The organism is Sinomonas sp. T428B, assembly GCF_056780155.1.
On sequence record NZ_JBRAZR010000001.1, the window covers coordinates 2,793,729 to 2,816,314 of the forward strand.

Here is a 22,586-nt window from a genome sequence, read left to right on the forward strand (position 1 = left end):
CTACTACAGGCGTAGTACCTTGGCGGCATGAGAGGCACTGCGGTCATCGTCGGCGCCGGCATCGCGGGCCTCGCGGCCGCCCGCTCGCTCGCGGCGGGCGGCTGGGAGGTCGAGGTGCGGGAACGCCATGCCGGGCTCTCGACGGCGGGAACGCTCCTAGCGCTGTGGCCCACGGCGTACGCCGCGCTCGAGAAGCTCGGCGCGGCCGAGGGGCTGGCGTCGGTGAGCGTCGGCTCGGGCGAGCTCCTGCGCCCCGACGGGCGCGTGCTCGCGCGGCTCGCGCTGCCGGAGGGCTCGCGGGGCGTGGCGCGGATGGCGCTGCTCGAGTCGCTCCTCGCCGGCCTGCGCGAGGGCACGGTGCAGTGGGACTCCCCCGTTGCGTCGCTGGAGGATCTCCCGGCCGCGGACGTCGTGGTGGCGGCCGACGGCGTGCACAGCGCCGTGCGGGCCGCCGCCTTCCCGGCGGCTCGCCTGCGCGACGCCGGGGTGGTCGCCTTCCGCGGCGTCGCCCCGATCGAGACTTCCACCGCGTCCGAGACCTGGGGCCGGAGCCTCATCTTCGGCCGGGCGCCGTTCCCGGGCGGCGGCTCCAATTGGTACGCCGGCGTGCGCACCGACCTGGCGGGGACGCGCGACGACGAACCGCTCGCCGTGCTGCGCGGGCTCTACCGGGATTGGCATGCGCAGGTGCACGAGGTCCTGGAGTCGGTGACCTCGGATCAGATCGACCGGCGGCGGATCGAGGAAGCGGTCCCGCTGCGGAGCTTCGTCTCCGGCAACGTCGCCCTTGTGGGGGACGCGGCTCACGCGATGGCGCCGCACCTCGGGCGCGGCGGGTGCGAGTCGCTCGTGGACGGGCTCGCGCTGGCGGACGCGCTCCTGGCCGCTGAGAGCGCGCCGGAAGGGCTCGCCGCTTACGACGCGGCCAGGCGGAAGCCGGCCCAGCGGGCCGTGACGGGCTCACGGATCATGAACTGGGTCTCGAACAAGCAGAGGCATCCATGGCTCAGGGATGCCTTGGCCGCAGGCGCGGGAAAGATCGCGGCTCAGGGCAGTAGCAGGCGCAGCGCACGCGGTGCCAGTCAAACGGCGGATAAACAGAACGCCGGATAGAAAAACGGCTGGTCCGATACCATACTCCCAGGGGAAATCACTCGGGGACCGGCCAGTGGGGGCCGAAGAAGGGGAACGCACCATGTCCACCATGCCCAAGAAGCGCTTCAACTCCGGCCGGGAGCGCCGCCACGCGATCCTGCAGATCATCGGCCTGGCGATCCTTATCGTCGTGACCATCGGGCTCGGAGCCTACGCATTCGCCTCGTAAAGCTAGCTTGACCGAGACCTCAATTCTGAGGCGACAGGGTAACCCTCAATCACCGGCGCCTCCTTTATGTCGCCCTGCCGCGCAATCTCGGCAGTGATTTGGTAAGAGTGCGTGCCGACCTGAATCATATAAGCATGAGGGGAATCATCTTGGCCGGTGGGACCGGCTCGCGTCTGCACCCAATCACACACGGAATCAGCAAGCAGTTGGTTCCCGTCTACGACAAACCCATGATCTACTATCCGCTGTCGACGCTGATCCTAGCGGGCATACGTGACATCCTCATTATCACCACCCCGCATGACGCACCCTCATTCCAGCGACTGCTTGGAGACGGCTCGCAGTTCGGGATCAGCTTGTCGTATGTTCAGCAGCCGTCTCCGGACGGCCTGGCGCAGGCATTCGTCCTCGGACAAGAACACATCGGCAGTGACACGGTAGCGCTGGTCTTGGGCGACAACATCTTCTACGGCACCGGCATGGGCACTCAGCTTCGCCGTCATGCGGAAATCAATGGCGCTGCAGTCTTTGGTTATTGGGTTAAGAACCCCACCTCGTATGGAGTCGTTGAATTCGACGACAATGGGCGCGCTATCTCCCTAGAGGAAAAGCCAACTCAGCCTCGGAGCCACTATGCAATCCCAGGGCTCTACTTCTACGACAACGACGTCGTTGAAATAGCAAAGAATCTGAAGCCATCCGCGCGTGGCGAGCTCGAGATCACTGACGTCAACCGCACTTATCTGGACAAGGGCAGACTGCACGTAGAACTACTCGACCGTGGCACAGCATGGTTGGACACCGGTACTTTTGCGGACCTCAACGATGCCTCAAACTTCATTCGAACAGTCGAAAATCGCCAGGGTCTTAAGATTGGCGCGCCTGAGGAGATTGCATGGAGGGTCGGATTCTTAACGGACGATGAATTGCGCCAGCGCGCCGAACCGCTCCTCAAGAGTGGCTACGGAAAGTATCTGCTTGACTTGCTGACATTCACCGACTCATCCAAAAATTCGTCAATGGAGGCCAGTATCGCAGCACCGATCTAAGCTGGGTTAGCACGGGCACAAAGTGGAGTAAGGATTACCCCCAGTTCGGAGGACCCAGAGCAATGCGGAGCAAGGCCATGTCCTGCCAGAGGTTCGCAGGGAGAATTCGTCGGGGGGCGATGATTCAGTCGGCCGTATAGCATCACGCCGGCGACTTTGAATTAGGCCAATCAACAACATTCGGCATTCGACTGGCGGCCACCGGGACCTCCTCATTTGCTGGAACACACGGCCGGGGCATCATCAGCATGGGAATACCCGTGCAAGCTGAGCCCCGGCCGCATCACATTTGCGGAGTAACAAATGCTAGATGATGTCCCACGTCAGCGGAGACCCCTTCATGACGTCCGCCCTGAAGGTTCGTCCCAGAACCTGCTCGAAATACTTGGGCTCCAATCCCCCAGCTGGCCTGATGCTACGGACATTGGTTGCGGTCACTTCCTCTCCGGCTCGCACGTCCTGAACGACGCACAACGAGCGCCTAAGCCGAAGGCTTTCGCCCTCACCCGCCGTGGGCATGAACGTGGGACTTCCCATTGCGGACCATGCCCGTTCAGTTTCAAGAACCAGTTGCTCCAGTTCGGCCGGGACAAGAGAGAATTGAGAGTCAACACCTCCGTCGGCTCGGTCGAGAGTTACATGCTTCTCGATGAGACATGCGCCGAGAGCTACAGCAGCAACAGCGACCCCGATTCCTAACGTGTGATCGGAAAGCCCTGTCTGCACTCCAAACGTCTTCCCCAGGACAGGAAGGCCCCGAAGATTCGATTCGCTGGGATCAGCCGGGTACGACGATGTGCAACAGAGAATGACGATGTCGTCGTTCCCCTCACTCCGGATGGTCCGGACTGCGAGGTCGAGGTCAGTCAATGATGAAGCGCCATTTGAAATGATGACGGGCTTACCGGTTCTCGCAACTGCACGCAGCAATTCGACATCACCGATCTCCAGCGATGCAATCTTGTACATGGGCGCATCCAGACTCTCCAACAGTGCGACGGCGCTGTGATCGAATGGACTGGAAAATGGAATCAAACCGCGAGAACGAGCGTGACTGAATAGCTTTTCGTGCCAGGCCCATGGAGTGTGGGCGTCTTCGTAGAGATCGTACAATGTACGCCCGCCCCAGAGTGGATGATCCTCAGATATGCGAAACCGAGGATGAGTGCTCGGTATAGTTATCGTGTCGGCGGTGTAAGTTTGGAACTTTACGGCGCCGGCCCCCGCATCAGCCACCGCATCAATAATGGCCAGGGCGCGTCCCAGATCCCCATTATGGTTTCCTGAGATCTCAGCGACAATAAGTGGCTTGGCGCCAGGCTCCAACAATGACTGAATACTCATTTAGAAATCTCCTGACTTGCAACATTCGGGGATTCATCGATAGACTTTATCGATCTAACTGCGGCAACCAGGCGAGAGGCTGCTTCATCCCCCGTCGCACTTAGCATATTCGCGCGGACTCGTCGGGAAACTACGCCAGCTGCCTCAATCGCACTCGAGTCATCAAAGGAGCTTTCACGACGCAGCGCCTCAAGATCGCAGGGCAGGCCACGCGAATCATCAGCGACGGTTAACGCCGGCACGCCTAGTGTGATCGCGTCGATAAGAGCTGTCGAAACCACACCCACGAACACGTCGCCGGGCGTGACCGTTTCGATAAGGGGCTGGCGGGCCTCCTCGAACGTGACATCATCTCCCACAATCGACTGCCAAGAAGCGTCTAGATCCGTTCGGGACGAGGATGGGTGAGGTCGAAATGATACGGTCATCCCCGACTCATATGCGCTCCTAATTAAATTGGCTAACCGAGCGACTTCTGTCGAGGTGAGGACCTCGCAGGAATGCGTGATCCGCAGCCTACTAGGTGGCGTAGTCGCCACGCGATCCTTGAATTCGGGACGACCCACGACATGAACTCGGCATTGTGGAGCATTAACTTCAAACCACTCCTTCTGTATGTCACCCCACACAAGGACTTCTGACGCTATCGGTGGAAGGTAGGTCTGCCCCGGCGTTCCATGAACGAGTGTGGCTGTGTGGTGGCCGCGCATGCGCGCGCACCAGATTAGGGGCCTACTGTACGCGTGACGATCAAAATCGGTCAGCCAAAGCGGCGAGTCCGGACGTTGAGCAACAATAAGACTGCTGAGTTCATAGCGAATTGCCTGCACGATGAAAAGGGCTTCGAAATATAGCCGATCCATTCCGGAAGGGATGAGGTCGCCAACGTTGAGATATCGACGAAGCAGCAGTGCACGAACAAGACGGCCAAGAGTAACAAAACCGGATAAGGATCGGACTGTGAGACCAGGAAAGTGGAATACTGCAGGAAGGATCGCATTGTCTGTCAACCGACGGTCCGCTAAAAGGCGAAACTCCTCCGAAACGAGGGCCTCGCGGATTGCCCTACCGAATCTCGCTCCATGCGCCACGGGGTTAGCAAGGGCGACTATTGTCTGGACCGAGGGCGCGACTAGAAAATGTCTTCGTGCTCCCCTCAACGCAAGAAGCACCAGGAACGCGAGGGAGATTAATGCTCGGGACCTTTGGCGTCTGTGACGCAAATGATCACCTTGCCTCAGCGAATCTTCAACCTCTCTGGCCAGATCGCTCAGAAATCCCGAATAGGCCGCCCGCTGACGAAAGCGTGCAAACACATTCGCTCGCATGATTAACGATTCCTGACACGGCGTGCAGCGGACAAGCAACTTCCCAGGAATGCGTGCAGGAGTGAGCGTAGCCATGGAATTGACGGCGCGCCGATCGGCGCCGGCTCCGGCAGGCGGTCAGGCAACCAATTGCGCCTAGTAGCCTCGAGAAATGCCGAACCCCAAGTGTCGTCTGGCTCTAGATATGCACCTTCGGCCCATTCATTCCATGCATTTACGAACACGAGTCCCGGTCCCTCCGAACGCGACTCCTCTCGCTTGCGAGCATGTGCTAGCCAACGCCCATAAATCTCAGGGTGGCTACCCAAATAGATAGTAGCCCTAGTTCCCCGTCTTGCCGTATTGTCCCAGCCTGGAGCCACGCCCTTGTACCGCGTGAACTTGGGTTCTCCTCTGCGCATGAAACGACGAGCCATCCGCGGGTAGGACATGGCTCGACCCGCAAATTCGGGGCTGAGGCCTGCTACTGGGAACAGATGCGCTGAGCCCAGGGTGTTGGAGCCCACGGGAGGAAATTCAGCAATTGCATCAACTCCATAGGCAACCGGGTTAATGCCCACCTTAGTCTCAGACGCAATTACGTGCAGCTCGCCAAGGCCCTGTTCTCGCGCTAACAGTCGCCACTGCTCAATAACTTCCCGAGAATGGGGAATGTGATCGATTCGGTGAACGAGAAGAACCAAGGCACCATCGATCCGTAGGTACCTTGCGTCTCGGAAATACGGTAGAAAGCTCTCGAAGATACTAGCGGCAGTTTCACTGGAATAGTTTTGGCCGATAAGTACTTCGTGCTCTTTTCCATCCCAGCGTCGAGTCCAGTTCTCATTTGCCCAAGAGATGCAAAAGGGAAATTCTGGCCCAGATTCCAAGTAGTTATCCAAGGGCCGCTCCAGAAGCCTGTGGCCGTCAAACCAATAGAAGTAGAAACAGAAGGCATCAATATCGTGAGCCTTGGCCAGTGTCGCCTGACGATGCATCACATCGGTAGAGGTCAGATCATACTCCCCGAGCTCGCCTGCCCGTCGAGGCTGATCGTGACTATCAAATTGCGGGAGAGCCCGTCGTACATTTGTCCATTCCGTAAATCCTTCACCCCACCACTTGTCATTCTCCGGTATGGCATGGAATTGCGGAAGGTAATAGGCGACCGTCAAAGACTTCGACTTGCCTGAAACGTTTAGATCCGTCAATTGATCAGTGCCCTTCAAGTTTCCCCCTTAAGTGGTTCAATCATGTGTGTCGACCGCAGTGGGTTCAGCTCCCAGAACGGTACCGAATTTGTGGGGTCGGCCTAGCCACTCTCTGCGCCGGCCCCCTCCCGGAACCAAGAGGCCGGGGTATTGCGAGTAGAATCGTGCTGCCGAGGCGATTTCCCGCATCCAGGGCTTTAGTCGGATGCCCTTGGTCTCGCGCTTCCAAGCATGGGTCCATCGGGCTGAAGGCAGAACAATTACTTCCTGGCCTCTCCTCCATGCATCCAGGCCGAAGGCGTGGTCCTCATAGTAGAGAAAGTATCTTTCGTCCCACCCTCCGGCAATCTGAAGTGGCTTGGTTTGAGCGCAAATTGCCGCACCCATTGCCCAAGCTACAAAGGTCGGAGCCGAATTCGTGGGCGGTATATAGTCAGAAAGCCTGCTGCCTGGCAGCTTGACACCGCGGTGAGCAAGCTTATCAATCAGGAATGGAAGACCTCGTCCGTTGGGTTGGGGGCTCCCATCCGGGTTGGTCAGCTGGGGACACACGACGGCTTCGCGCTCGCGCACCAACTTGGCGATTTCCGGCAGGGAGGATGCGTCGATCCGAACATCCGGATTTACAAAGGCTACGAGTTCGCTTGTCGTCCTCTCGAGGGCGACATTGTTAGCCCTGCTGAATCCAACGTTTCTCCCGAGACGAACGACGTCTGCCCCTAGGGCGGCGGCTGTGTCCGCGGTGCCATCGCTGGAGTTGTTATCGACGACAATCCATTTCACGTCGCCCAAGTCGGTACCTGACCACCACTCTACAAGTTCCGAAGAATTGTTATAGGTAACGGTGATTAAAGTCCATTCAGACGTGGCGTTCGCCATAGCGAGGTTTCCTCTCGTAGACCGGTGCAAGCAAAGAAGCAAATACCAGTGCAGCAACCCTGAGACGCGATACTGAATTTTTCTGGACGGCCTCAAGAACGAGCCTCAGGAGTCTTAGACTGAATCTATTCCGGCCGAACGCATTGAGTACCTCCCTGTGCGCGGTGGACGCACCCTTGGCCCGCCCTAGAGCAGTGCGCCCCATGCTGACCCGCCATCCCCAGCGTTCGAGGACGAGGTAGGGAATCGCGCCGCCTGCACCGGCTCGTCGGAAAAGCGAGCGAAGGCGCCTGAGTGGTCCATGACTCTCCTCGCCGATCACGTTGCTGGCGTGTTGGACGTAGTCCTGCACGATGACAGGAGAGAAGTGCAGCCCGGCGCAGAGCGATGCGCATACTCCCAGCCAGTGATCGTGATAGGCGACATCCGTGGCGGACGGGAACGGGAGGGCTTCTCGCAGCAGACTTCCCCGGAACACACAAAGGGCGCCTGACACAGCGTTATCGAGCATCAAGCTACCCAATCCGTCGCAACGCCGTTCCGTCTTCCCAGTGGGTGTTGGACTCAGTCCATCGTCGACGACCCTTACCAGCCTGGCCTGCCCGGAGACCATGCTGTAGCCCTCGAGCATCGGCAGAAGTCGCTCAAGTTTCTCTGGGTACCAGTAGTCATCTTGGTCTGCCAACGCGACCCATTCTGCCTCCGCCGGAACTCGCGCTAGGAGACGTTCGAAATTACGATAGAAGCCTACACGCTCCTTAAAGGCCAATACCGAAAAGCGGTCGTCCTCTCCGATAACCAGCTTTAGGAGCTGCAGGGCCTCACGGTCTTCGCCGTCTACGCCGACTAGACACTTCCAATCCGCTATTGTTTGCGCCTTCAGTGAATCCACCTGCATCCGGAGAAGACGCGGATCTGGCTGGTAGACGGCCATGCAGATAATTCCGATATTGTCAGACACTCGCTTTTCGCCTTTCAAGGACTGCTACTACCAAGTCTCTTCTTGCCCACCCGAGAAGCGCGGTCGCGCTGAGCGCGACGCTTAGGACCTCGAGAGGATGCCCGCTCAGCAGGTACCCTATGAGACTCATGCCGAAAATTGTCACGAATTCATAGGCGAAGTGGCGAAATGATACTTCTATAGGGCTCCGGCGCGACCGGAGATATGCTCCAATAAGCCACTGCCCGAACTGAAACAGCGGGAGAGTCAGAGCCAGAAATCGGACGTCGCGTCCCCAGAGAAAAAACGCCGCAACTCCTAGAGCCACGGATGAACATGCAACGGTGGGTGTGGTTAAGGCGAGAGCTGACGTCCTACCGGATATGAAGACCATGTGAATGTTAGCTAGGTACATGGCCATGAATGGAGTACCGATTGAAGCAATAATTGCTACTTGAGCCACTGGCAAAAGGCTGGTCAAGCGTCCCGCGACGAGCTCCGATACAAAAGGAGCAAGTACCAAGAAACCTCCCATCATACCAACGACGATCAGCATCACGATACGAAGGGACGAATCGAGCAGGACCTGGCGCCTTTCGCCAGAACTTCTATATATCCAGGGCGCCCATACGTTGTTAAGAGCACCCAAGAACAGCATCGGGGCGCTGCCTATTAGCAGGCCAAGTTGGAGGGAACCAGCGACATCCAGACTCGAAAAGTGAGCAGCCACGCTCACGAGAACAAGAGTCATGAGGCTAATTGCGATTTGGTGGGGAACCGTGGGCAGCCCGATGCGCAGGCTCTCGAGGAATACCCCAGTGTTGAATCGCGGATAGTGCAGCAGCACTGCGTAGGCAGCCGAGAATGCACCGACCAGGAGATGGACGCATGATTGCCCTCGCAAATAGGTCTCGGCTGAAGCACCTAACGACATTAGAAGGACAACGCCGGCCGTGGGTGCCAAAACTGATGCCAAGACGCCAGTGACCACGAAGGCCGTGACACGCTCACTTGCCCGAAATAACGATTGCGCATTCTGAAGAATGGCCAATCCCAGCGAGGAAACGAGTGGATACAACAGCAATTGGGCTTGTGGGCCTGGCAGAAGCAGGCCGCCCCAAACGGGTAGAGAGCCGGCGGAGAGCATGAACAGGGCGACCGAGGAAACTGCGCCTATCACCAGCGTGCCGGCCGCACCGGAGGGACCCGACTTGTTGATGATTGCCTGTCGAGTAATAGAGGCCGCTAAACCGAACGTCAGGATAACGATGCCGAACTGAAAAAATGTTATCGATAACGCGACGACTCCATAGTCCTCAGGAGTCAGAATTCGCACTACGACGGGCGTCACGGCGAAGTTTGTGACGACTGGGGCAAGAGTCGCGGATAAATAGCCGATTGACCGGCGGATAATTGCGCTACTCAACGAAAGAGAACTCCACGATCCCCCCGGACGCTGGAAGTCGGGTGTGGCACCAGCCGTGCCCCTTATCATCCAAGTTAGCTCACTTTGGCCGTGCCCGCCGAATCGGACCATGGCCGGTCCCCTGGTCCGGGTTCGCGGCCTTGCCGGCGGCTTGGCCTGGTCAGCTTGTCAAGCCTCCGGGAAACGCAAACGTTCGTTCTGGTAATGCGGTGGGCCGAACTTGCAATGCCATGCAAGCTTCCTCGCGCGCTGGTGTAGGCTCGGGTCGCGATGTTGGCTCGCTCCGACCGGGCGAGGCGGGTACAACGGAACGTTGGATGGCCACTCAGAAAAACCGGCAAGCCGAACGTTCCTGAAATTGGGGAAACTAATGAACGATCTTTCTGGCGCGTCTATTCTCATCACAGGCGGCACTGGGTCCTTGGGCAAGGCGCTAATTGGCGAATTGCTTGAGACTCGCAATGTTGGTCGCCTAGTTGTATTTAGCCGGGATGAACTAAAGCAACTCGAAGTTCGGCGGATGTTCAAGGATGACCCGCGACTCAGGTGGTTCATTGGGGACATCCGCGATCGCAAGCGGCTTGATCGCGCTCTCCACGGGGTTGAATATGTCATCCATGCCGCCGCACTCAAGCAGGTCGACACCGCCGAATATAACCCATTCGAATATATCGAAACGAATGTTCGAGGCTCGCAGAACGTAATCGATGCTTGTATCGATGCCGGTGTGAAGCGTGTTGTCGCGCTGTCAACGGACAAGGCTTCCAGCCCAATCAACTTGTATGGGGCTACCAAGCTTTGTGCAGACCGTATGTTTATCTCTGCCAATCATTATGCCGCTTCATACGAGACGCGATTCTCCGTCGTGCGCTATGGGAACGTTATGGGCTCCCGTGGCAGCATTGTTCCAATCTGGAAGAAACTCGCAGCAGAGGGACATTCGTTGCCGATTACGGACAACCGTATGACCCGCTTCTGGATCACGCTCCCCCAAGCCGTCAAGTTTGTGCTCGATTCTTTCGACATGATGTCCGGAGGGGAACTCTATGTTCCCAGGATTCCTTCACTGCGAATTACAGATCTTGCCGAGGCCATCGCTCCCGGCGCTGCTACTCATCAAATCGGAATCCGTCCGGGTGAGAAGCTGCATGAAGAGATGATCGCGCTTGACGATGCCCGGCGGACACTCATGATCGATAGCCGATATGTCGTGACCCCTCACCTGAGTGGCTGGGGCTTCACGCCTCCTAGCAATGGCGTCCAAATGCCTGATGATTTTTCATTCCAGTCGCACACCAACGACCACTGGCTGTCCGTCGATGAGATCCGTGCCCTCATTGAGCAAGAGGAGAGGGCGGGCCGATGATTCCCTACGGCCGGCAATCGATAAATGACGAAGACATCCAGGCTGTAGTCAACGTTCTCAGGGGCGATTGGTTAACGACCGGGCCAACCGTTGACCAGTTTGAGTCCGCTATCGCCGCCGCAGTGTCAGCCAAGCATGCCGTGTCTGTCACGTCAGGGACAGCGGCCCTGCACGTCGCCTACAATTCCCTGAACCTCGGCGAGGGCGATGAGGTGATCACGACACCCTTGACTTTCGTTGCCACCGCGGCCGCTGCTGCCCTGACGGGAGCTAAGGTCATCTTCGCTGACATCGACCCGCGAACCGGCAACCTCGATCCCGATGCTGTTCGGCAGCATATTAGTTCGAGGACGCGGGTCGTAACGACCGTTGACTATGCCGGTCTACCCTCAAACATTCCTCTCTTGCGCGATGTTGTAGGCCCCGACGTCACCATCATCCAGGACGCAGCTCACTCTGTGGGATCCGAGAGGGAGGGTAGGCTCGTCGGTTCTCAGGCTGACCTGACAACCTTCTCATTCTTCCCCACAAAGAACCTGACGACTGCCGAGGGTGGGGCCGTCGTAACTGACAGCGATGTCCTCAGTGTCGCCTGTCGGCGCTTCAAGAACCATGGACTCGTCAGAGACAAGGCGAGCCAGCGCACTCCGGATGAAGGACCCTGGCATCAAGAAGTCCACAGCTTTGGGCTGAATTATCGTCTCCCGGACGTGTTGGCGGCGCTTGGAATTAGCCAACTTAAGAGGCTGGATGAATTCAAGCGCAAGCGTAAACTTGTCTTCGAATTTTATGCACAGGCACTAGGCGATCTGGATGAGGTCGAACTGCCGTGGCAGGAGCCCGGCACTGATCCCATGTGGCACCTTTATCCGCTGCGCGTGGAATCTGGTCGTCGTAGAGAGATATTCGAGAAGCTGAGAGCCCAGGGAATCGGTGTTCAAGTGAACTACATTCCCGCGTACTGGCATCCCGTTTTTCAGGACCTCGGTTACGAACGGGGCCTATGCCCCCGAGCAGAGGACTTCTACAGCCGCGAGATCTCGCTTCCAATGTTCGCCGGACTGAATGAGCCCGAGCTGTCAGAAATTTGCGATGCGGTTCGGTCGGCAGTTCGTGGGGGCTGATATGGGAGGCCAGCCGAAGTGACAAAGCGCGTTGTTGCAGTCATCCAGGCCCGAATGACATCTACACGTCTGCCAGGCAAAGTGCTCTTGCCGTTGGCCGGACGTCCAGCTTTGGATTGGGTATTCCGCGCCGCCCAAGCGAGCAGGGAGGTCGACGAAGTCGTTCTCGCCACATCCGTCGATCCCACTGACGATGTCCTGGCTGCCTTTGCCGAGGAGAGGAACGTGCGATGCATACGGGGTCCCCTCGAGGACGTGCTCACGCGATTCATTGATGCAGCTCATGAAACTAGGGCAGACGCCATTATCCGGCTCACCGCAGACTGCCCCCTTCTCGATCCCGCCTTGATCGATGCCGTCGCCAGCATATGGCGATACAACGACAATGTGGACTATGTAGCGACCACCCTTAATAGGACGCTGCCCCGGGGTTTGGATGTGGAGTGTGCGCGGGTTCAGGCGTTGATGAGCGCATCTGACACGCGAGAGCGGTACCACCGGACGCATGTTACGAGCCTTCTCTACGACGATTCGATGAGCTTTTCGCAGCTCGGGGTTTTCACACGTCCCGACGCTTCGAAATTTCGACTGACGCTAGATACTCCCTCAGACCATCGCGCCATCACCGAACTTGTGAAGCTTACAGGCGATCGAATCGTACCTTGGGGAGAACTCGTAGCACTCATGAGTGCACATCCAGAAATTTCAGCACTCAATGAGGATGTCCCGCAGAAGGCCCTTAGGGAAGGATGAGACGTGAAGGTCCTCTTCCACTGCGATGCGACGCGTTCGTCGGGCGCTGGACACCTCATTCGATCGATCGCTCTTGCCGAGGCTGCCCTCTCTGCCGGCCATGAAGTCGCCTTCGCAGGGAACGTCACGACCGACTTTGGACTCCATGCTCTCTCGCAGCGGAAAATTCCTTTCCTCGATTCTGCTGGGTCTGTTGAGAGCCTAATCGGCCTGGCACAAGACGTCCATGCGAATCTGATTCACTGTGACAGTTACACAGCTCCTATGGATCTTCACGTTGCCGCTCAAGCAGCTGGGATCTCATTTTCCAATATGGAAGACGGCTCCCACGGTTCCCGCACCGCAGACTTCATCGTTGATCCGTCGCCGGAGGCACAGCTTCAATATAGGCAAGGCGCTGGTTCCTCAACGCACCTTCGTGGACTGGACTACCTTCCATTACGGAAGGCCGTGGCCGTGGCCGCATCTCGCCGCCGGAGGCGCTCCAAGGGCGATTCCAACAGTCCACCCAAAATATTGGTCATGATGGGCGGTACTGATGCCTCAGGGGTCGGTGCCGAGGTTGTCTCATTGTGGGGCGCGGCTGTTCCGCATTCGATCTGCTATGCAGTGATCCCAGGAATCCCAGAAGAATATACGGAGACACGGGGCTCGTACGAGATCCATTGGACGAAGCCGTCCGAAGATGTCGTGAGTCTCTTCGGCAGTATAGACGCGGCCATTTCGGCCGCAGGCACCACCGTATGGGAGTTAGCGGCCGCTGGAGTCCCGACGGCCGTACTGGCCCAAGCTGACAATCAAGCGGCTAATTATGAGTATATGACGAGCTCGAAGTCAATGATCGGCCTGGGAAGCGCCACGGATCTCACCAGACGCTCCGGAGGAATAGTTGCCTCGTTGGCAATGCTTCCCAATTTCAGAAGTGAGTCCGATCCGAGAATCGATGTCCACGGGGCTTCACGAATCGTCAAGGCCTGGGAATTCGGCCTGTTGGCTAACGTCAACGGACTTCGCCTCCGGAGAGCGACGTTGAGCGATGCCTCCAACCTCTTTGAGTGGCGGAATGATCCGCGTGTTCGAGAGGCTTCGAGGAACACTCAGCCTTTGACGTGGGGTAACCATATTCAATGGTTGGCTGAGACACTGGCTCGCGAAGACCGTCAACTTTTCATGGCTTACCGCGGGAATATACCAGCGGGAACGGTCCGATTCGACAAAATGTCGACCGAGGGGGAAAAGTGGGAAATTTCTCTTGCCGTGAGTCCTGAATTGCGAGGCCAACGATTGGGGTCGCAACTGCTGACGGAAGCGGAACTAGCGCTCGCTCGCCATGTGGCTCAGCCAGTTGTGATCCTGGCAGGAGTGAAGGATAACAATCTTCCTTCGAATCGACTCTTCGAGAAGTGCGGATATCGAAGGACTTCTCGTTCTACCGCCGAATTTTTCGAGTGGGAAAAGGGTATTTGAAGAAGCTTTGGGTGCGGCGCGTAACGCGACGCCGATTGGGGTGAGTTAATGGACATCGACCTTCGGGCACGGTCCGAGGAAGCTGTTGACGCTCGAATAGCCGAAATATGGCGGCAGAAGCATGTGCGGCGTCTCCGTTTAGTTGACGCCGCTGTAGTGGTCTGGGCCGTGTCCGGAGCGTACGTCGGCAGATTCACGCTTTCGAATCTTGATCAGGCTCCCGCTGACGACATGCGGTATGCCATGATTTCTGCAGGTCTCGCCCTGGCTTGGTGGGCCATGCTCGGACTCTGGGGTACACGCGAACCGACCATATTGGGCGTTGGGGCGGAGGAGTACAAGAGAGTATTCGCGGCCTCGGCATGGCTTTTTGGCGCTGTAGCCGTAATTTCCTACGCCTCTCGGATTGAGATAGCTAGGGGATTTGTAGGCTTGGCTTTCCCGGCTGGGCTTCTCGGGCTACTTATCGCGCGATGGCTGCTCCGCCAAAAATTGGCTATCGAGCGCGCGCACGGCCAGAGCAGTCTGCGAGTCATGATCGTTGGTAACCCCTCCTCCGCCGCTCATTTGATTCGTTCCCTGAATAGTGTGCCTGCATCTGGTTACCTTCCAGTGGCGGCCTATGTTCCTACCGAGGTCAATACAGACACTCTAAACGGTCTCGGCGTGACAATTCGTACAGCGACTCCGGGGATAAAAGGGATGATCGCAACAATCGAAGCCCTTGAGGTGGACGCTGTGGCGGTCTCAGCCGGTTTTCATGTACATCCCGAAGATCTACGGCGTCTAAGTTGGGAACTAGCCGAGCGTGACATCGGGATGATTCTAGCCCCCGCATTAACAGATGTGGCTGGTCCCCGGATCCACACGCAACCCCTGGCTGGGTTGCCGCTGATTCACGTATCCACCCCCAAGCTCACAGGGGGCAAGCGAGTCGCGAAGCGCGCATTTGACATTGCGTTCGCAGCAATGCTGATTCTCGCTTTGTCTCCCCTTATGCTATTGATTGCTCTCTTGGTCAAGGTCACAAGCCGCGGTCCTGTCTTCTATGTCCAGGAACGAGTGGGACTCCAAGGACAGACGTTCCATATGCTCAAGTTTCGCTCAATGCGAACGGGGGCAGATTCAGAGCTCCAGAAGCTTCTGAAGAGCCAGGGAACTGACGACAAGCCGCTGTTCAAGGTGACAAATGACCCTCGAATCACTGCCGTAGGAAGATATCTCCGGAAATTTTCCCTCGATGAGTTGCCTCAGCTCTTCAATGTCCTGACAGGAAGTATGAGCTTGGTGGGTCCAAGACCTCAAAGAGCCATGGAAGTTGCTCTCTACGATTCGGCTGCTCACAGGCGTCTCTATGTCCTGCCTGGTATGAGCGGGCTGTGGCAGGTTAGCGGCCGATCCCGGCTTAGCTGGGAGGAGAGCATCCGACTGGATCTTTATTACGTAGAGAACTGGTCACTTATGGGTGACATCGTCATCCTTTTCAAGACGTTCAAGGCAGTTGTGGGCAGCGCCGGGGCCTTCTGATCTTTCCTGCTTGCGGCAGTGCCCGGCGTCTCCTGACCCCAGAGGCGCCGGGCCTCCGGCCTACCGCCAGTTCAAGATGATGAACCCGGCCACCATGACGACGAGGCCCAGCACGATCACGGTCTTTGCCGTGTCGATCTTCTTCTGATTCTGCATGCGCCACTTCTCGCGCTCGTAGCGCCCACGCTCACTCGTCTTCTGACGACTCATCGTTGCCCCCTTCGATGTGGTCCGAACGCACGGCCGCACGTTCCCATCCCCACACATACCGCGAGTTACGCCCCGCGATCAAACCAGCGCCGTCACACCGCGCGAGGAGGAAGGGAATCGCCCGCGGACCGCGCATCGCTCATCATGGGAGGCATGGAGTCCTCATGCGTCGCTTGCTGACCGCGGCGGCCGCTCTCGCGCTGGCACTCGCTGCCTGCTCCCCCGCCCCGGCGCAGGACGCCCCGCCGTCGCCCGCCGCGCCCTCACCCGCCGCTGGCGGACATGCCCGCGGCGGCGTTGCCGCGGCCGCGGGACCGGTGGGCGCACTGACGGCCGTCAGCGTCCTGGGCGACTCGCACTCGAGCTGGCCCGGCTCGTGGTTCGAGCGGACGGTCGCCGCCGGGGCCCTGCCGGGCGTGACGGAGGGTGTGCTCTCCTCCCACCCAGGCAAGACCTCCGTGGAGCTGCGCACATGGGCGCGGGAGGCTACAGCCCTCGGCGGGAGTGTTCTCGTGCAGGCAGGCACCAACGACCTCCTGCTCGCGGGCTCCTCCCCCGCCCAGACCGCCGCCGACGTCGAGGCCCTCGCCCGTGCCGTCGAGGAGGCCGGGGCACAGCCCGTCCTCGTCTCCGTGCCGCCGTCGCAATCGCTCGGGGAGGAGGTTCTCGAGGTGAACTCCCTGCTGTCTGGCTGGGCGCGCTCCGAGGGGATCGGCTGGGTGGACGTCACGAGCGGCGTCGCCCAAGCGGACGGCACATGGCAGGCTGGCCTGAGCGCCGACGGCATCCACGCGAACGACGCCGGCGGGCGCCGCATGGCCGAGGCCGTCCTCGCGCAGCTCCAAGTCCTCCTGGATGCCGGCAACAGCGGGGAGGCCCGGGCCAGCCCCAGCCGCTGGACGGTCTCCCTGACAGCGCCCGCGACCACGTGCCCGCTGTGCGGGCCCTGGAATAACAAGTACCTCGGGGGTGACTAAGCACTCACCGATCTCGTCTATCTGAACGCCGGCGATTACCCAGAGCTGCAGGCGTACCAGGACTCCGGTGCGGCCATCAGGGTGCCCGCAACGAAGACGCCACCTTCACCGTGGCCCTCCAAGCGTCCCCCGTGTGACGAGCTCCCCCCACCTCGACCCCGAGCGGTCAAGTGGGGGCGGCTTCGTCGTCCTCCGACCGATATCCTGAGTGATTGAGGAGCGGACCCCGGAGGGCCCGCCAAACAGGGGGGACTACATGGCTGCGTCGGTCTACGGCAAGAGACTCCCATGGTGGCCGGTCACGCTCTTCTTCGCATACGCCCTGCTGACGGGCTGGCTGGCTGCTGACGCCATATCCGAGCTCGTCCAGTCTCCCTTCAGGACGGAAGCAGTGGTGACCCAGGCCGTGGCGCTGGTCATCATCCCCGCCTTCCTGATCCTTGCATCCGTGATGTCGAGGCGACACAGCATCGCATGGTCCGTGCTGTGGGTGTGGTGCTTCCTGTTCTTGGGCCTCGCCCCCGCCTACCAGTTGGGCGCAGGGGTATTCCCGTGGGGGTTCGACCCCGACGAGCGACATCTGGTAACGGCCCAGCAGATCATCCTCGTGACCTACGCGGCCATCGCTGCGGGAGCGATCCTGCCCAAACGCCTGCGCCGGCCACCCCTCAAACGCACTTCCATCAGCCCGAGCACGTACCCCCGCACAGCCAAGGCCATCTCCACCCTCATGGCCCTGCACATCGTCTCCGTCATCGCGTTCAGCGCCCTCATGGGAGACGGTCTGTTCTCGGGACGGAAAGAATTCCAGGACGCCCTAATCGCGCGTGACGACATCCCAGCGTTCGGGACCCTGTACTTCTTCTCCACCGCCGGGGCCATCATTGTCCCGGCGCTGGCGATCGCGGCACGGAAGGCCGGGGCGAGGACTTCGCCACTCCTTGTCGCCGCCAGCGTGCTGGCCGGGTTGTACGCGGCGAACCCGTTCATCGGGTCAAGATTCCTCACGGGAAGCGTCCTGGTAGCCCTCGCAGCCGTCATGCTGCGCCCCGTGGCGCTGCGCTGGCTCCCGGGCGGCATCGTCTTCCTCTTCGTCACCGTGTTCCCGACCCTCGACGTCCTGCGCGGCGACGGCACCGGAGCCACCCAGATCGAAGCGCTCAGCCCCAAGGTCAGCCTCACCAGCTTCGACTTCGACGCCTTCGAGATGCTTGTACGCGCCGTCTCCATGGACGGCGTCATCGGCGGCGACCTGCCCAGCAGGGAAGATCTGCTGATCGCCCCGTTCTTCCGCTGGATTCCAGGGCTCAGCCAAGGCGTCCAAGGACACGCCAGCGGACCCGTTGTCGCCACGTCGACCGGCATGGGCTACACGAACGTGTCCATGCCACTCTGGGGTGAAGCATTTCTCATCGCCGGATGGACCGGCGTCATCGTCGCATTCCTTCTCCTCGGCGCACTCGTCGCCCGCCGCCGCGGACAGGGCGCGGTGTTCAGTTTCGCAGCGCTCGCCCAGGCGCCCGTCGCAGCCCTGCTCTTCATCGTCCTCCGGGGCTCCCTGTACGAAGTCCTCGGCTACCTCCTGCTGGCCCTCGCGCTCGCATGGTGGCTTTCCCGCCGTGCCCGAACCGACGAGAACAGGCGGCTCCGCCCCCGCACCACCCCGCGGCCCGCCACAAAGCATCCGCGGCTGAGTACCTCGGCGGTCGACTAAGTAGCCAGGGCCGCGCAGGGGCCCAATATCCGCGTACTCGTCACGCTGGCTCGCATGCTGCCTGTATCCGTACCGTTCTTTGCATGATCGGTAGGAAAAAGCCGCCCCGGGCTGCGACCCCGGACACGGGGCGCCGTGGACTGCTGAGGTTCGGCACCGCAATCGCGGCCACCACAAGCGCGTCAATGGTGGCCGCGGCCGCTGCCCACGCGGCCCCCGGCGACAAGAACCAGCCCGGCAGCTACGTGCCCCTCGCCGAGAAGGGCGCGCCATCCGGCGTCGCCACACTGGACCCTGCCTCCAAGATCCCAGCGGCACAGCTGCCCGATCTCTCAACAGCGTTCGCGCGTAAGGACGCTGCGCCCCTGAGCGTCAAAGCGTACGGCGCGAAGGGCGACGGAGCAACGGACGACACGGCGGCCATCCAGGCGGCCATCAACGCATCCGGCCCGGGTGGCACGGTCTTCTTCCCGGCAACGGGTTCCGGCGCCTTCTACAGGGTCTCTGGATCTCTGACCATCACGACCCCGAACCTGCGCTTCCTCGGCGCTCCCCGCGATGGTTACGCCGTATCCATCCGCTGCACCATCGCCTCGACTGTCATGCTCGTCGTGAAGGCGCCGGGGTTCGTGCTCGAGGACATCGCACTCCTCGGAGACCCATCCGCAACCAACGGCGCCGGCGCCACCGTCATCGGCCTGGACCTCTATGGCGACCGGGACGGGAACATCGATGCCGCGATCCGTGGGACTACATTCCAGGGCCTGGCCATCGGCGCCCGCACCCGCGGCCGAAACGCCATGTTCGACGCCGAGACGATGTTCTCCAACTGCCTGAAGGGCGTCGTGATCGACGGCAAGGATTCCCTTTACCACTCTGGCCCGAACGCCGATCAGAACCGCGGCAACACCGTCCGCGACTGCCGATTCCACAACATCGGGAATGCTCCCACCGACGCCGCGATCGAGATCACGCCCGCAGCCAAGGTGCTCCACGGGATCATCGAGGGAAACTTCTTCGACTCGAACGGCCTCGGCCGGCACATCGTGGTGACCGGCGCGAGCGGCAACCCGCACTCCAAGATCACCATCCGGGACAGCAAGCACACCGAGACCAGGGCCGACGTCATCTCACTGACGTACGTGAACAATTCGAGCATCCGCGGCGTGGACATGTCAGGGAACGCGGGGGTGGGAGGCTCTCTGTCGAATGGGATCGTCTTGAACAACTGCGACACCATCACCGTCGAGGGGGTGTTCGGGCTCCAGCTCGGGAAGTCTGGCCTCGTGGCGCGGAACAGCATCCGGGCCCTCGTCCGCGACGTGCACTTCCGAGCCGTCGGGACAGACACCGGAAGTGCGGGGCACGGCTTCGACGTGGATTCCACGAACAGGCAGTGCGACTTCAACAACGTGAGCGTCGAGACGGCGGACGGGTGGGGCTTCACGGGTTCGCCCGCGGCCTCGGGGCTCGGCCGCTACGCCTTCCGCTCCTGCGCCCTCGGCGGAATCGACTCCACCACACTCATCCCGGATCAGGTCTACCTCCCCGCGTCCGCGATGGGCGCGATCACCGGCTCCCCGAGCCTGACCGGCCAACCCGGCGTCGGCTACCCCATAGCGTGGCAGTTCGACGCCTCCACCATCGAACAGGTCGTCGGGCAGATCGCCTCCCTCCCCAACGACTGGGAGACCTTCGACGCCTACATCGTCTGGGCGGCCACGGACAGTGCCGTCGGAAACGTCATCTGGGACCTGAACTACTCATTTATCGTCCACGGCCAGCTCACCAGCAACGGCAACACGGCCAATCCCGGAACGCCCCAGCCCACACCAGGTGTGGCCGGGCAGGCGATCCGTTTCAAGATCGCCTCTGGGAAGGCGAGGGGCACGACGCCGATGGTCATCCGAGTGGACCGGAACGCGGCCAGCGGCAGCGACACGTACGCCGCCGACGCCTCGCTTCTCGGCGTGCATCTCATCCGAGCGTCCTAACCGCCGGGATAGTGCACACCCTGTGATACATGCCGCCTCTCCAGGCGACGGTCCTACTTCGCGGAACAGGGTCAATACGCCAAGCTGATGCTCGCGCCAGATTCGCCTGAGGCGTCTGGCCAAGATGTGAGCGACGCCCAGAACGTTCAGGACGCCGCCGAGACTGTGGATGCCGCGAGCCGTGTCCGATACTGCCGCATACCGCCAGATGGCCTCGGGATTGAGCGGCGGAGGAAGCTCCTGAACCGCCAGCAGGTCGTGCTAGGCCTAATAGGCCACCGTTCGCGAGCCAATGCCAACGAATCACGAAGAGCCACTAATGCGCCTTCCACTCCGCATTCTCGGGAATCGAGTGGTCAGGCACCACGACCTGGATGATGGACGGGCTGTTCGAGTTCGCCAAGGCGCCCGCCACGGCTTCCTCCAGCTCCCAATAGGTGCTGACCTTCCACCCCTCGCAGCCGAACACCTCCGCCAGCTTGCTGTAGTTCCACGGGTGCAGGATGCAGGACTTGTAGAACGGCTTGCCGGCGGGGAAGACAGACGCATCGGCGAGCCACTGCTCCACCCCGTAGACGCCATTGTCGAGGACGAAGACGATCGGGTTGAGCCTGAAGCGCGTCTGGGTCGAGAGGCATTGGGCGGTCATCTGGAAGCCTCCGTCCCCGGAGAAGACCATGACCCTCTGCTCGGGCCTCTTGGCCAGGCAGATGCCGGTCGCGGCCGCCGCGATGTAGCCGATCGAGGAGTAGGACGACTGGGCGATGAACGCGCCCGGCGTGGGCACCTCGAGCAGCATGCTGCCGAAGTAGTTCATGCTGGCATCGCTGCCGACGATGGTGTTCTCGCCGATGTACGGCCGGATGAAATCGTAGAACCCCTGGTACGTGATCTCGTCGGTCAAAGCCGCGGTCGATCCGGTAAAGGCCAGTGCCGCCTCCAGGTTCCGAACCTTGGGCGCGGGCTGCTTCTCCAGGATCCCGTCGATCAGGTGCTCCAGCGCCACCTGCCCGCCGAAGTAGGTTCCGAGCTTGACCGCATCCAACGAGGCGAACGCGGTCTTGTCGAAGTCCGGGCTCCAGCCCAGCGAGTTGATGTCCGTCAGCCACACGCCGAGGGCCAGGATGAAATCGGACGTCCTGGCCAGGTCTTGAACGGCCGCCGATGACGCCTGGCCGTCCAGCACGCCGACGAACAGCTCGTCGTCCTCGGGGAGGACGGCCTTGCTCAGGAGCTCCGTCACGAAGGGAACCTTCAGCTGCTGGATCAGGCTCGTCGTCTTCTGCTGGAGGCCGAGGCGGTCCACCTCCACGCCGACCCAGATGAGCGGGTTCTCGGCGCTCTCGAGCCGTGAGCAGATCCGCGCGACGGACTCCTCCAGGCTCGTCTCGTCCGAGATCGCCCTGGCCGGCTTCAGCTCGCCCCTCGGCGGCTCGCACTCCAAGTCGACCATGTCCTGGAGGAGCTCGATGTACACCGGACGCCGCTCGCTGATGCACCGCGTCAGCGCATAGTCGATCAGCATCGGCGCCAGGTCGGGGCTGTCCACGCGGACGGCGGCGGACGTGATGTGCTCGAACGACTGGAGGTCCGTCTCGCGCCCGGTGATGAAGTGATGCGCGCTGAACCCGGTCTGCTCGAAGGTGATGGTCTTCTTGATGCTCGGCGTGCCGTTGATCAGCACGAGCGGCACCTTCTCGACGTAGGCCCCGGCCACGGCATTCACGGCGCACAAGGCCCCCGCGGAGTAGGTCACGCAGAGGGCGCCGATTCCCTTCAGCCGCGCGTAGCCGTCCGCGGCATAGCCGGCGTTGACCTCGTTGACTTCCTCGATGATCTCGATGCCGCTCGGCGTGACGTACCGGTTCACCCAGTCGATCGAGTAGTCCCCCGCGATGGAGAACAGGTGCTCGAGGCCGAGCTGGTGGAGCCGGTCTACGAGGTACTGCCCTACGGTGTATGCCGCGTCCATGA

The 22,586-nt window shown here is 60.5% G+C and carries 18 protein-coding genes; 11 read left to right on the top strand and 7 right to left on the bottom strand.

The annotated features are described in order from the left end of the window. Positions 1–27: 27 nt before the first annotated feature. From ACUYMY_RS12865 to rfbA, 3 genes are all read left to right on the top strand, one after another. A complete protein-coding gene (locus ACUYMY_RS12865; RefSeq protein ID WP_481703934.1) occupies positions 28–1,113 on the top strand; it encodes an FAD-dependent monooxygenase in 1,086 nt (361 codons plus the stop codon). Between the two features lie 82 nt (positions 1,114–1,195). Beyond that, on the top strand, positions 1,196–1,324 hold the full coding sequence (locus ACUYMY_RS12870; protein WP_481703935.1) for a hypothetical protein: 129 nt from the start codon (positions 1,196–1,198) through the stop codon (positions 1,322–1,324). A 134-nt stretch (positions 1,325–1,458) separates the two neighbouring features. Beyond that, complete coding sequence (gene rfbA, locus ACUYMY_RS12875) at positions 1,459–2,373, top strand: glucose-1-phosphate thymidylyltransferase RfbA (RefSeq protein WP_481703936.1); 915 nt, start codon at positions 1,459–1,461, stop codon at positions 2,371–2,373. A gap of 306 nt (positions 2,374–2,679) precedes the next feature. On the opposite strand, the gene pseI is transcribed toward rfbA, so the two are convergent. The 5 genes from pseI to ACUYMY_RS12900 form a co-directional block, all read right to left on the bottom strand. Next, positions 2,680–3,717: a pseudaminic acid synthase gene (gene pseI, locus ACUYMY_RS12880; protein ID WP_481703937.1), complete on the bottom strand. Its 1,038-nt coding sequence runs from the start codon at positions 3,715–3,717 to the stop codon at positions 2,680–2,682. A 1,330-nt stretch (positions 3,718–5,047) separates the two neighbouring features. Next, complete coding sequence (locus ACUYMY_RS12885; protein ID WP_481703938.1) at positions 5,048–6,253, bottom strand: glycosyltransferase WbsX family protein; 1,206 nt, start codon at positions 6,251–6,253, stop codon at positions 5,048–5,050. Between the two features lie 18 nt (positions 6,254–6,271). Further along, on the bottom strand, positions 6,272–7,114 hold the full coding sequence (locus tag ACUYMY_RS12890; protein ID WP_481703939.1) for a glycosyltransferase: 843 nt from the start codon (positions 7,112–7,114) through the stop codon (positions 6,272–6,274). Beyond that, complete coding sequence (locus ACUYMY_RS12895) at positions 7,095–8,048, bottom strand: glycosyltransferase (RefSeq protein WP_481703940.1); 954 nt, start codon at positions 8,046–8,048, stop codon at positions 7,095–7,097. Before ACUYMY_RS12895 ends, ACUYMY_RS12890 begins: the two co-directional genes overlap by 20 nt. Positions 8,049–8,067: 19 nt before the next feature. Beyond that, positions 8,068–9,591: a lipopolysaccharide biosynthesis protein gene (locus tag ACUYMY_RS12900; protein ID WP_481703941.1), complete on the bottom strand. Its 1,524-nt coding sequence runs from the start codon at positions 9,589–9,591 to the stop codon at positions 8,068–8,070. Between the two features lie 259 nt (positions 9,592–9,850). Here ACUYMY_RS12900 and pseB point away from each other — a divergent pair, with 259 nt between their 5' ends. From pseB to ACUYMY_RS12925, 5 genes are read left to right on the top strand one after another with little or no spacing between them, the layout of a single operon-like run. Further along, the gene (gene pseB, locus ACUYMY_RS12905; RefSeq protein WP_481703942.1) at positions 9,851–10,846 is read left to right on the top strand and encodes a UDP-N-acetylglucosamine 4,6-dehydratase (inverting); all 996 of its coding nucleotides are present in this window, start codon (positions 9,851–9,853) and stop codon (positions 10,844–10,846) included. Then, positions 10,843–11,970 (top strand): DegT/DnrJ/EryC1/StrS family aminotransferase, encoded by a 1,128-nt coding sequence (locus ACUYMY_RS12910; RefSeq protein WP_481703943.1) that lies wholly within the window; start codon positions 10,843–10,845, stop codon positions 11,968–11,970. The genes pseB and ACUYMY_RS12910 overlap by 4 nt, the downstream gene beginning before the upstream one ends. Before the next feature lie 18 nt (positions 11,971–11,988). Beyond that, complete coding sequence (locus ACUYMY_RS12915) at positions 11,989–12,723, top strand: cytidylyltransferase domain-containing protein (protein WP_481703944.1); 735 nt, start codon at positions 11,989–11,991, stop codon at positions 12,721–12,723. Positions 12,724–12,726: 3 nt separating this feature from the next. Then, positions 12,727–14,190, top strand: coding sequence for a GNAT family N-acetyltransferase (locus ACUYMY_RS12920; protein WP_481703945.1), 1,464 nt, complete (start codon positions 12,727–12,729; stop codon positions 14,188–14,190). 48 nt (positions 14,191–14,238) lie between these two features. Further along, positions 14,239–15,717 (top strand): sugar transferase, encoded by a 1,479-nt coding sequence (locus ACUYMY_RS12925; RefSeq protein ID WP_481703946.1) that lies wholly within the window; start codon positions 14,239–14,241, stop codon positions 15,715–15,717. Between the two features lie 60 nt (positions 15,718–15,777). Here ACUYMY_RS12925 and ACUYMY_RS12930 read toward each other — a convergent pair whose 3' ends face one another. Beyond that, on the bottom strand, positions 15,778–15,927 hold the full coding sequence (locus ACUYMY_RS12930; protein ID WP_481703947.1) for a hypothetical protein: 150 nt from the start codon (positions 15,925–15,927) through the stop codon (positions 15,778–15,780). 164 nt (positions 15,928–16,091) lie between these two features. Here ACUYMY_RS12930 and ACUYMY_RS12935 point away from each other — a divergent pair, with 164 nt between their 5' ends. The 3 genes from ACUYMY_RS12935 to ACUYMY_RS12945 all read left to right on the top strand — a co-directional run bounded on the left by ACUYMY_RS12935 (position 16,092) and on the right by ACUYMY_RS12945 (position 20,612). Next, positions 16,092–16,904: an SGNH/GDSL hydrolase family protein gene (locus ACUYMY_RS12935; protein ID WP_481703948.1), complete on the top strand. Its 813-nt coding sequence runs from the start codon at positions 16,092–16,094 to the stop codon at positions 16,902–16,904. A gap of 256 nt (positions 16,905–17,160) precedes the next feature. Next, complete coding sequence (locus tag ACUYMY_RS12940; RefSeq protein WP_481703949.1) at positions 17,161–18,618, top strand: hypothetical protein; 1,458 nt, start codon at positions 17,161–17,163, stop codon at positions 18,616–18,618. 83 nt (positions 18,619–18,701) lie between these two features. Beyond that, positions 18,702–20,612 carry a glycosyl hydrolase family 28-related protein gene (locus ACUYMY_RS12945; protein ID WP_481703950.1) on the top strand — a complete coding sequence of 637 codons (1,911 nt, stop codon included), beginning with the start codon at positions 18,702–18,704 and terminating at the stop codon, positions 20,610–20,612. Between the two features lie 316 nt (positions 20,613–20,928). On the opposite strand, the gene ACUYMY_RS12950 is transcribed toward ACUYMY_RS12945, so the two are convergent. Next, complete coding sequence (locus ACUYMY_RS12950; RefSeq protein ID WP_481703951.1) at positions 20,929–22,584, bottom strand: alpha-keto acid decarboxylase family protein; 1,656 nt, start codon at positions 22,582–22,584, stop codon at positions 20,929–20,931. Between the last annotated feature and the right edge of the window lie 2 nt (positions 22,585–22,586).

Excerpts from the sequence above, each read along its gene's own strand:
- ACUYMY_RS12865 (WP_481703934.1), top strand. The coding sequence starts at position 28 with ATGAGAGGCACTGCGGTCATCGTCGGCGCCGGCATCGCGGGCCTCGCG.
- ACUYMY_RS12870 (WP_481703935.1), top strand. The coding sequence starts at position 1,196 with ATGTCCACCATGCCCAAGAAGCGCTTCAACTCCGGCCGGGAGCGCCGC.
- rfbA (WP_481703936.1), top strand. The coding sequence starts at position 1,459 with ATGAGGGGAATCATCTTGGCCGGTGGGACCGGCTCGCGTCTGCACCCA.
- pseI (WP_481703937.1), bottom strand. The coding sequence starts at position 3,717 with ATGAGTATTCAGTCATTGTTGGAGCCTGGCGCCAAGCCACTTATTGTC.
- ACUYMY_RS12890 (WP_481703939.1), bottom strand. The coding sequence starts at position 7,114 with ATGGCGAACGCCACGTCTGAATGGACTTTAATCACCGTTACCTATAAC.
- ACUYMY_RS12895 (WP_481703940.1), bottom strand. The coding sequence starts at position 8,048 with ATGGCCGTCTACCAGCCAGATCCGCGTCTTCTCCGGATGCAGGTGGAT.
- ACUYMY_RS12900 (WP_481703941.1), bottom strand. The coding sequence starts at position 9,591 with ATGGTCCGATTCGGCGGGCACGGCCAAAGTGAGCTAACTTGGATGATA.
- pseB (WP_481703942.1), top strand. The coding sequence starts at position 9,851 with ATGAACGATCTTTCTGGCGCGTCTATTCTCATCACAGGCGGCACTGGG.
- ACUYMY_RS12910 (WP_481703943.1), top strand. The coding sequence starts at position 10,843 with ATGATTCCCTACGGCCGGCAATCGATAAATGACGAAGACATCCAGGCT.
- ACUYMY_RS12925 (WP_481703946.1), top strand. The coding sequence starts at position 14,239 with ATGGACATCGACCTTCGGGCACGGTCCGAGGAAGCTGTTGACGCTCGA.
- ACUYMY_RS12930 (WP_481703947.1), bottom strand. The coding sequence starts at position 15,927 with ATGAGTCGTCAGAAGACGAGTGAGCGTGGGCGCTACGAGCGCGAGAAG.
- ACUYMY_RS12935 (WP_481703948.1), top strand. The coding sequence starts at position 16,092 with ATGCGTCGCTTGCTGACCGCGGCGGCCGCTCTCGCGCTGGCACTCGCT.
- ACUYMY_RS12940 (WP_481703949.1), top strand. The coding sequence starts at position 17,161 with ATGGCTGCGTCGGTCTACGGCAAGAGACTCCCATGGTGGCCGGTCACG.
- ACUYMY_RS12945 (WP_481703950.1), top strand. The coding sequence starts at position 18,702 with ATGATCGGTAGGAAAAAGCCGCCCCGGGCTGCGACCCCGGACACGGGG.
- ACUYMY_RS12950 (WP_481703951.1), bottom strand. The coding sequence starts at position 22,584 with ATGGACGCGGCATACACCGTAGGGCAGTACCTCGTAGACCGGCTCCAC.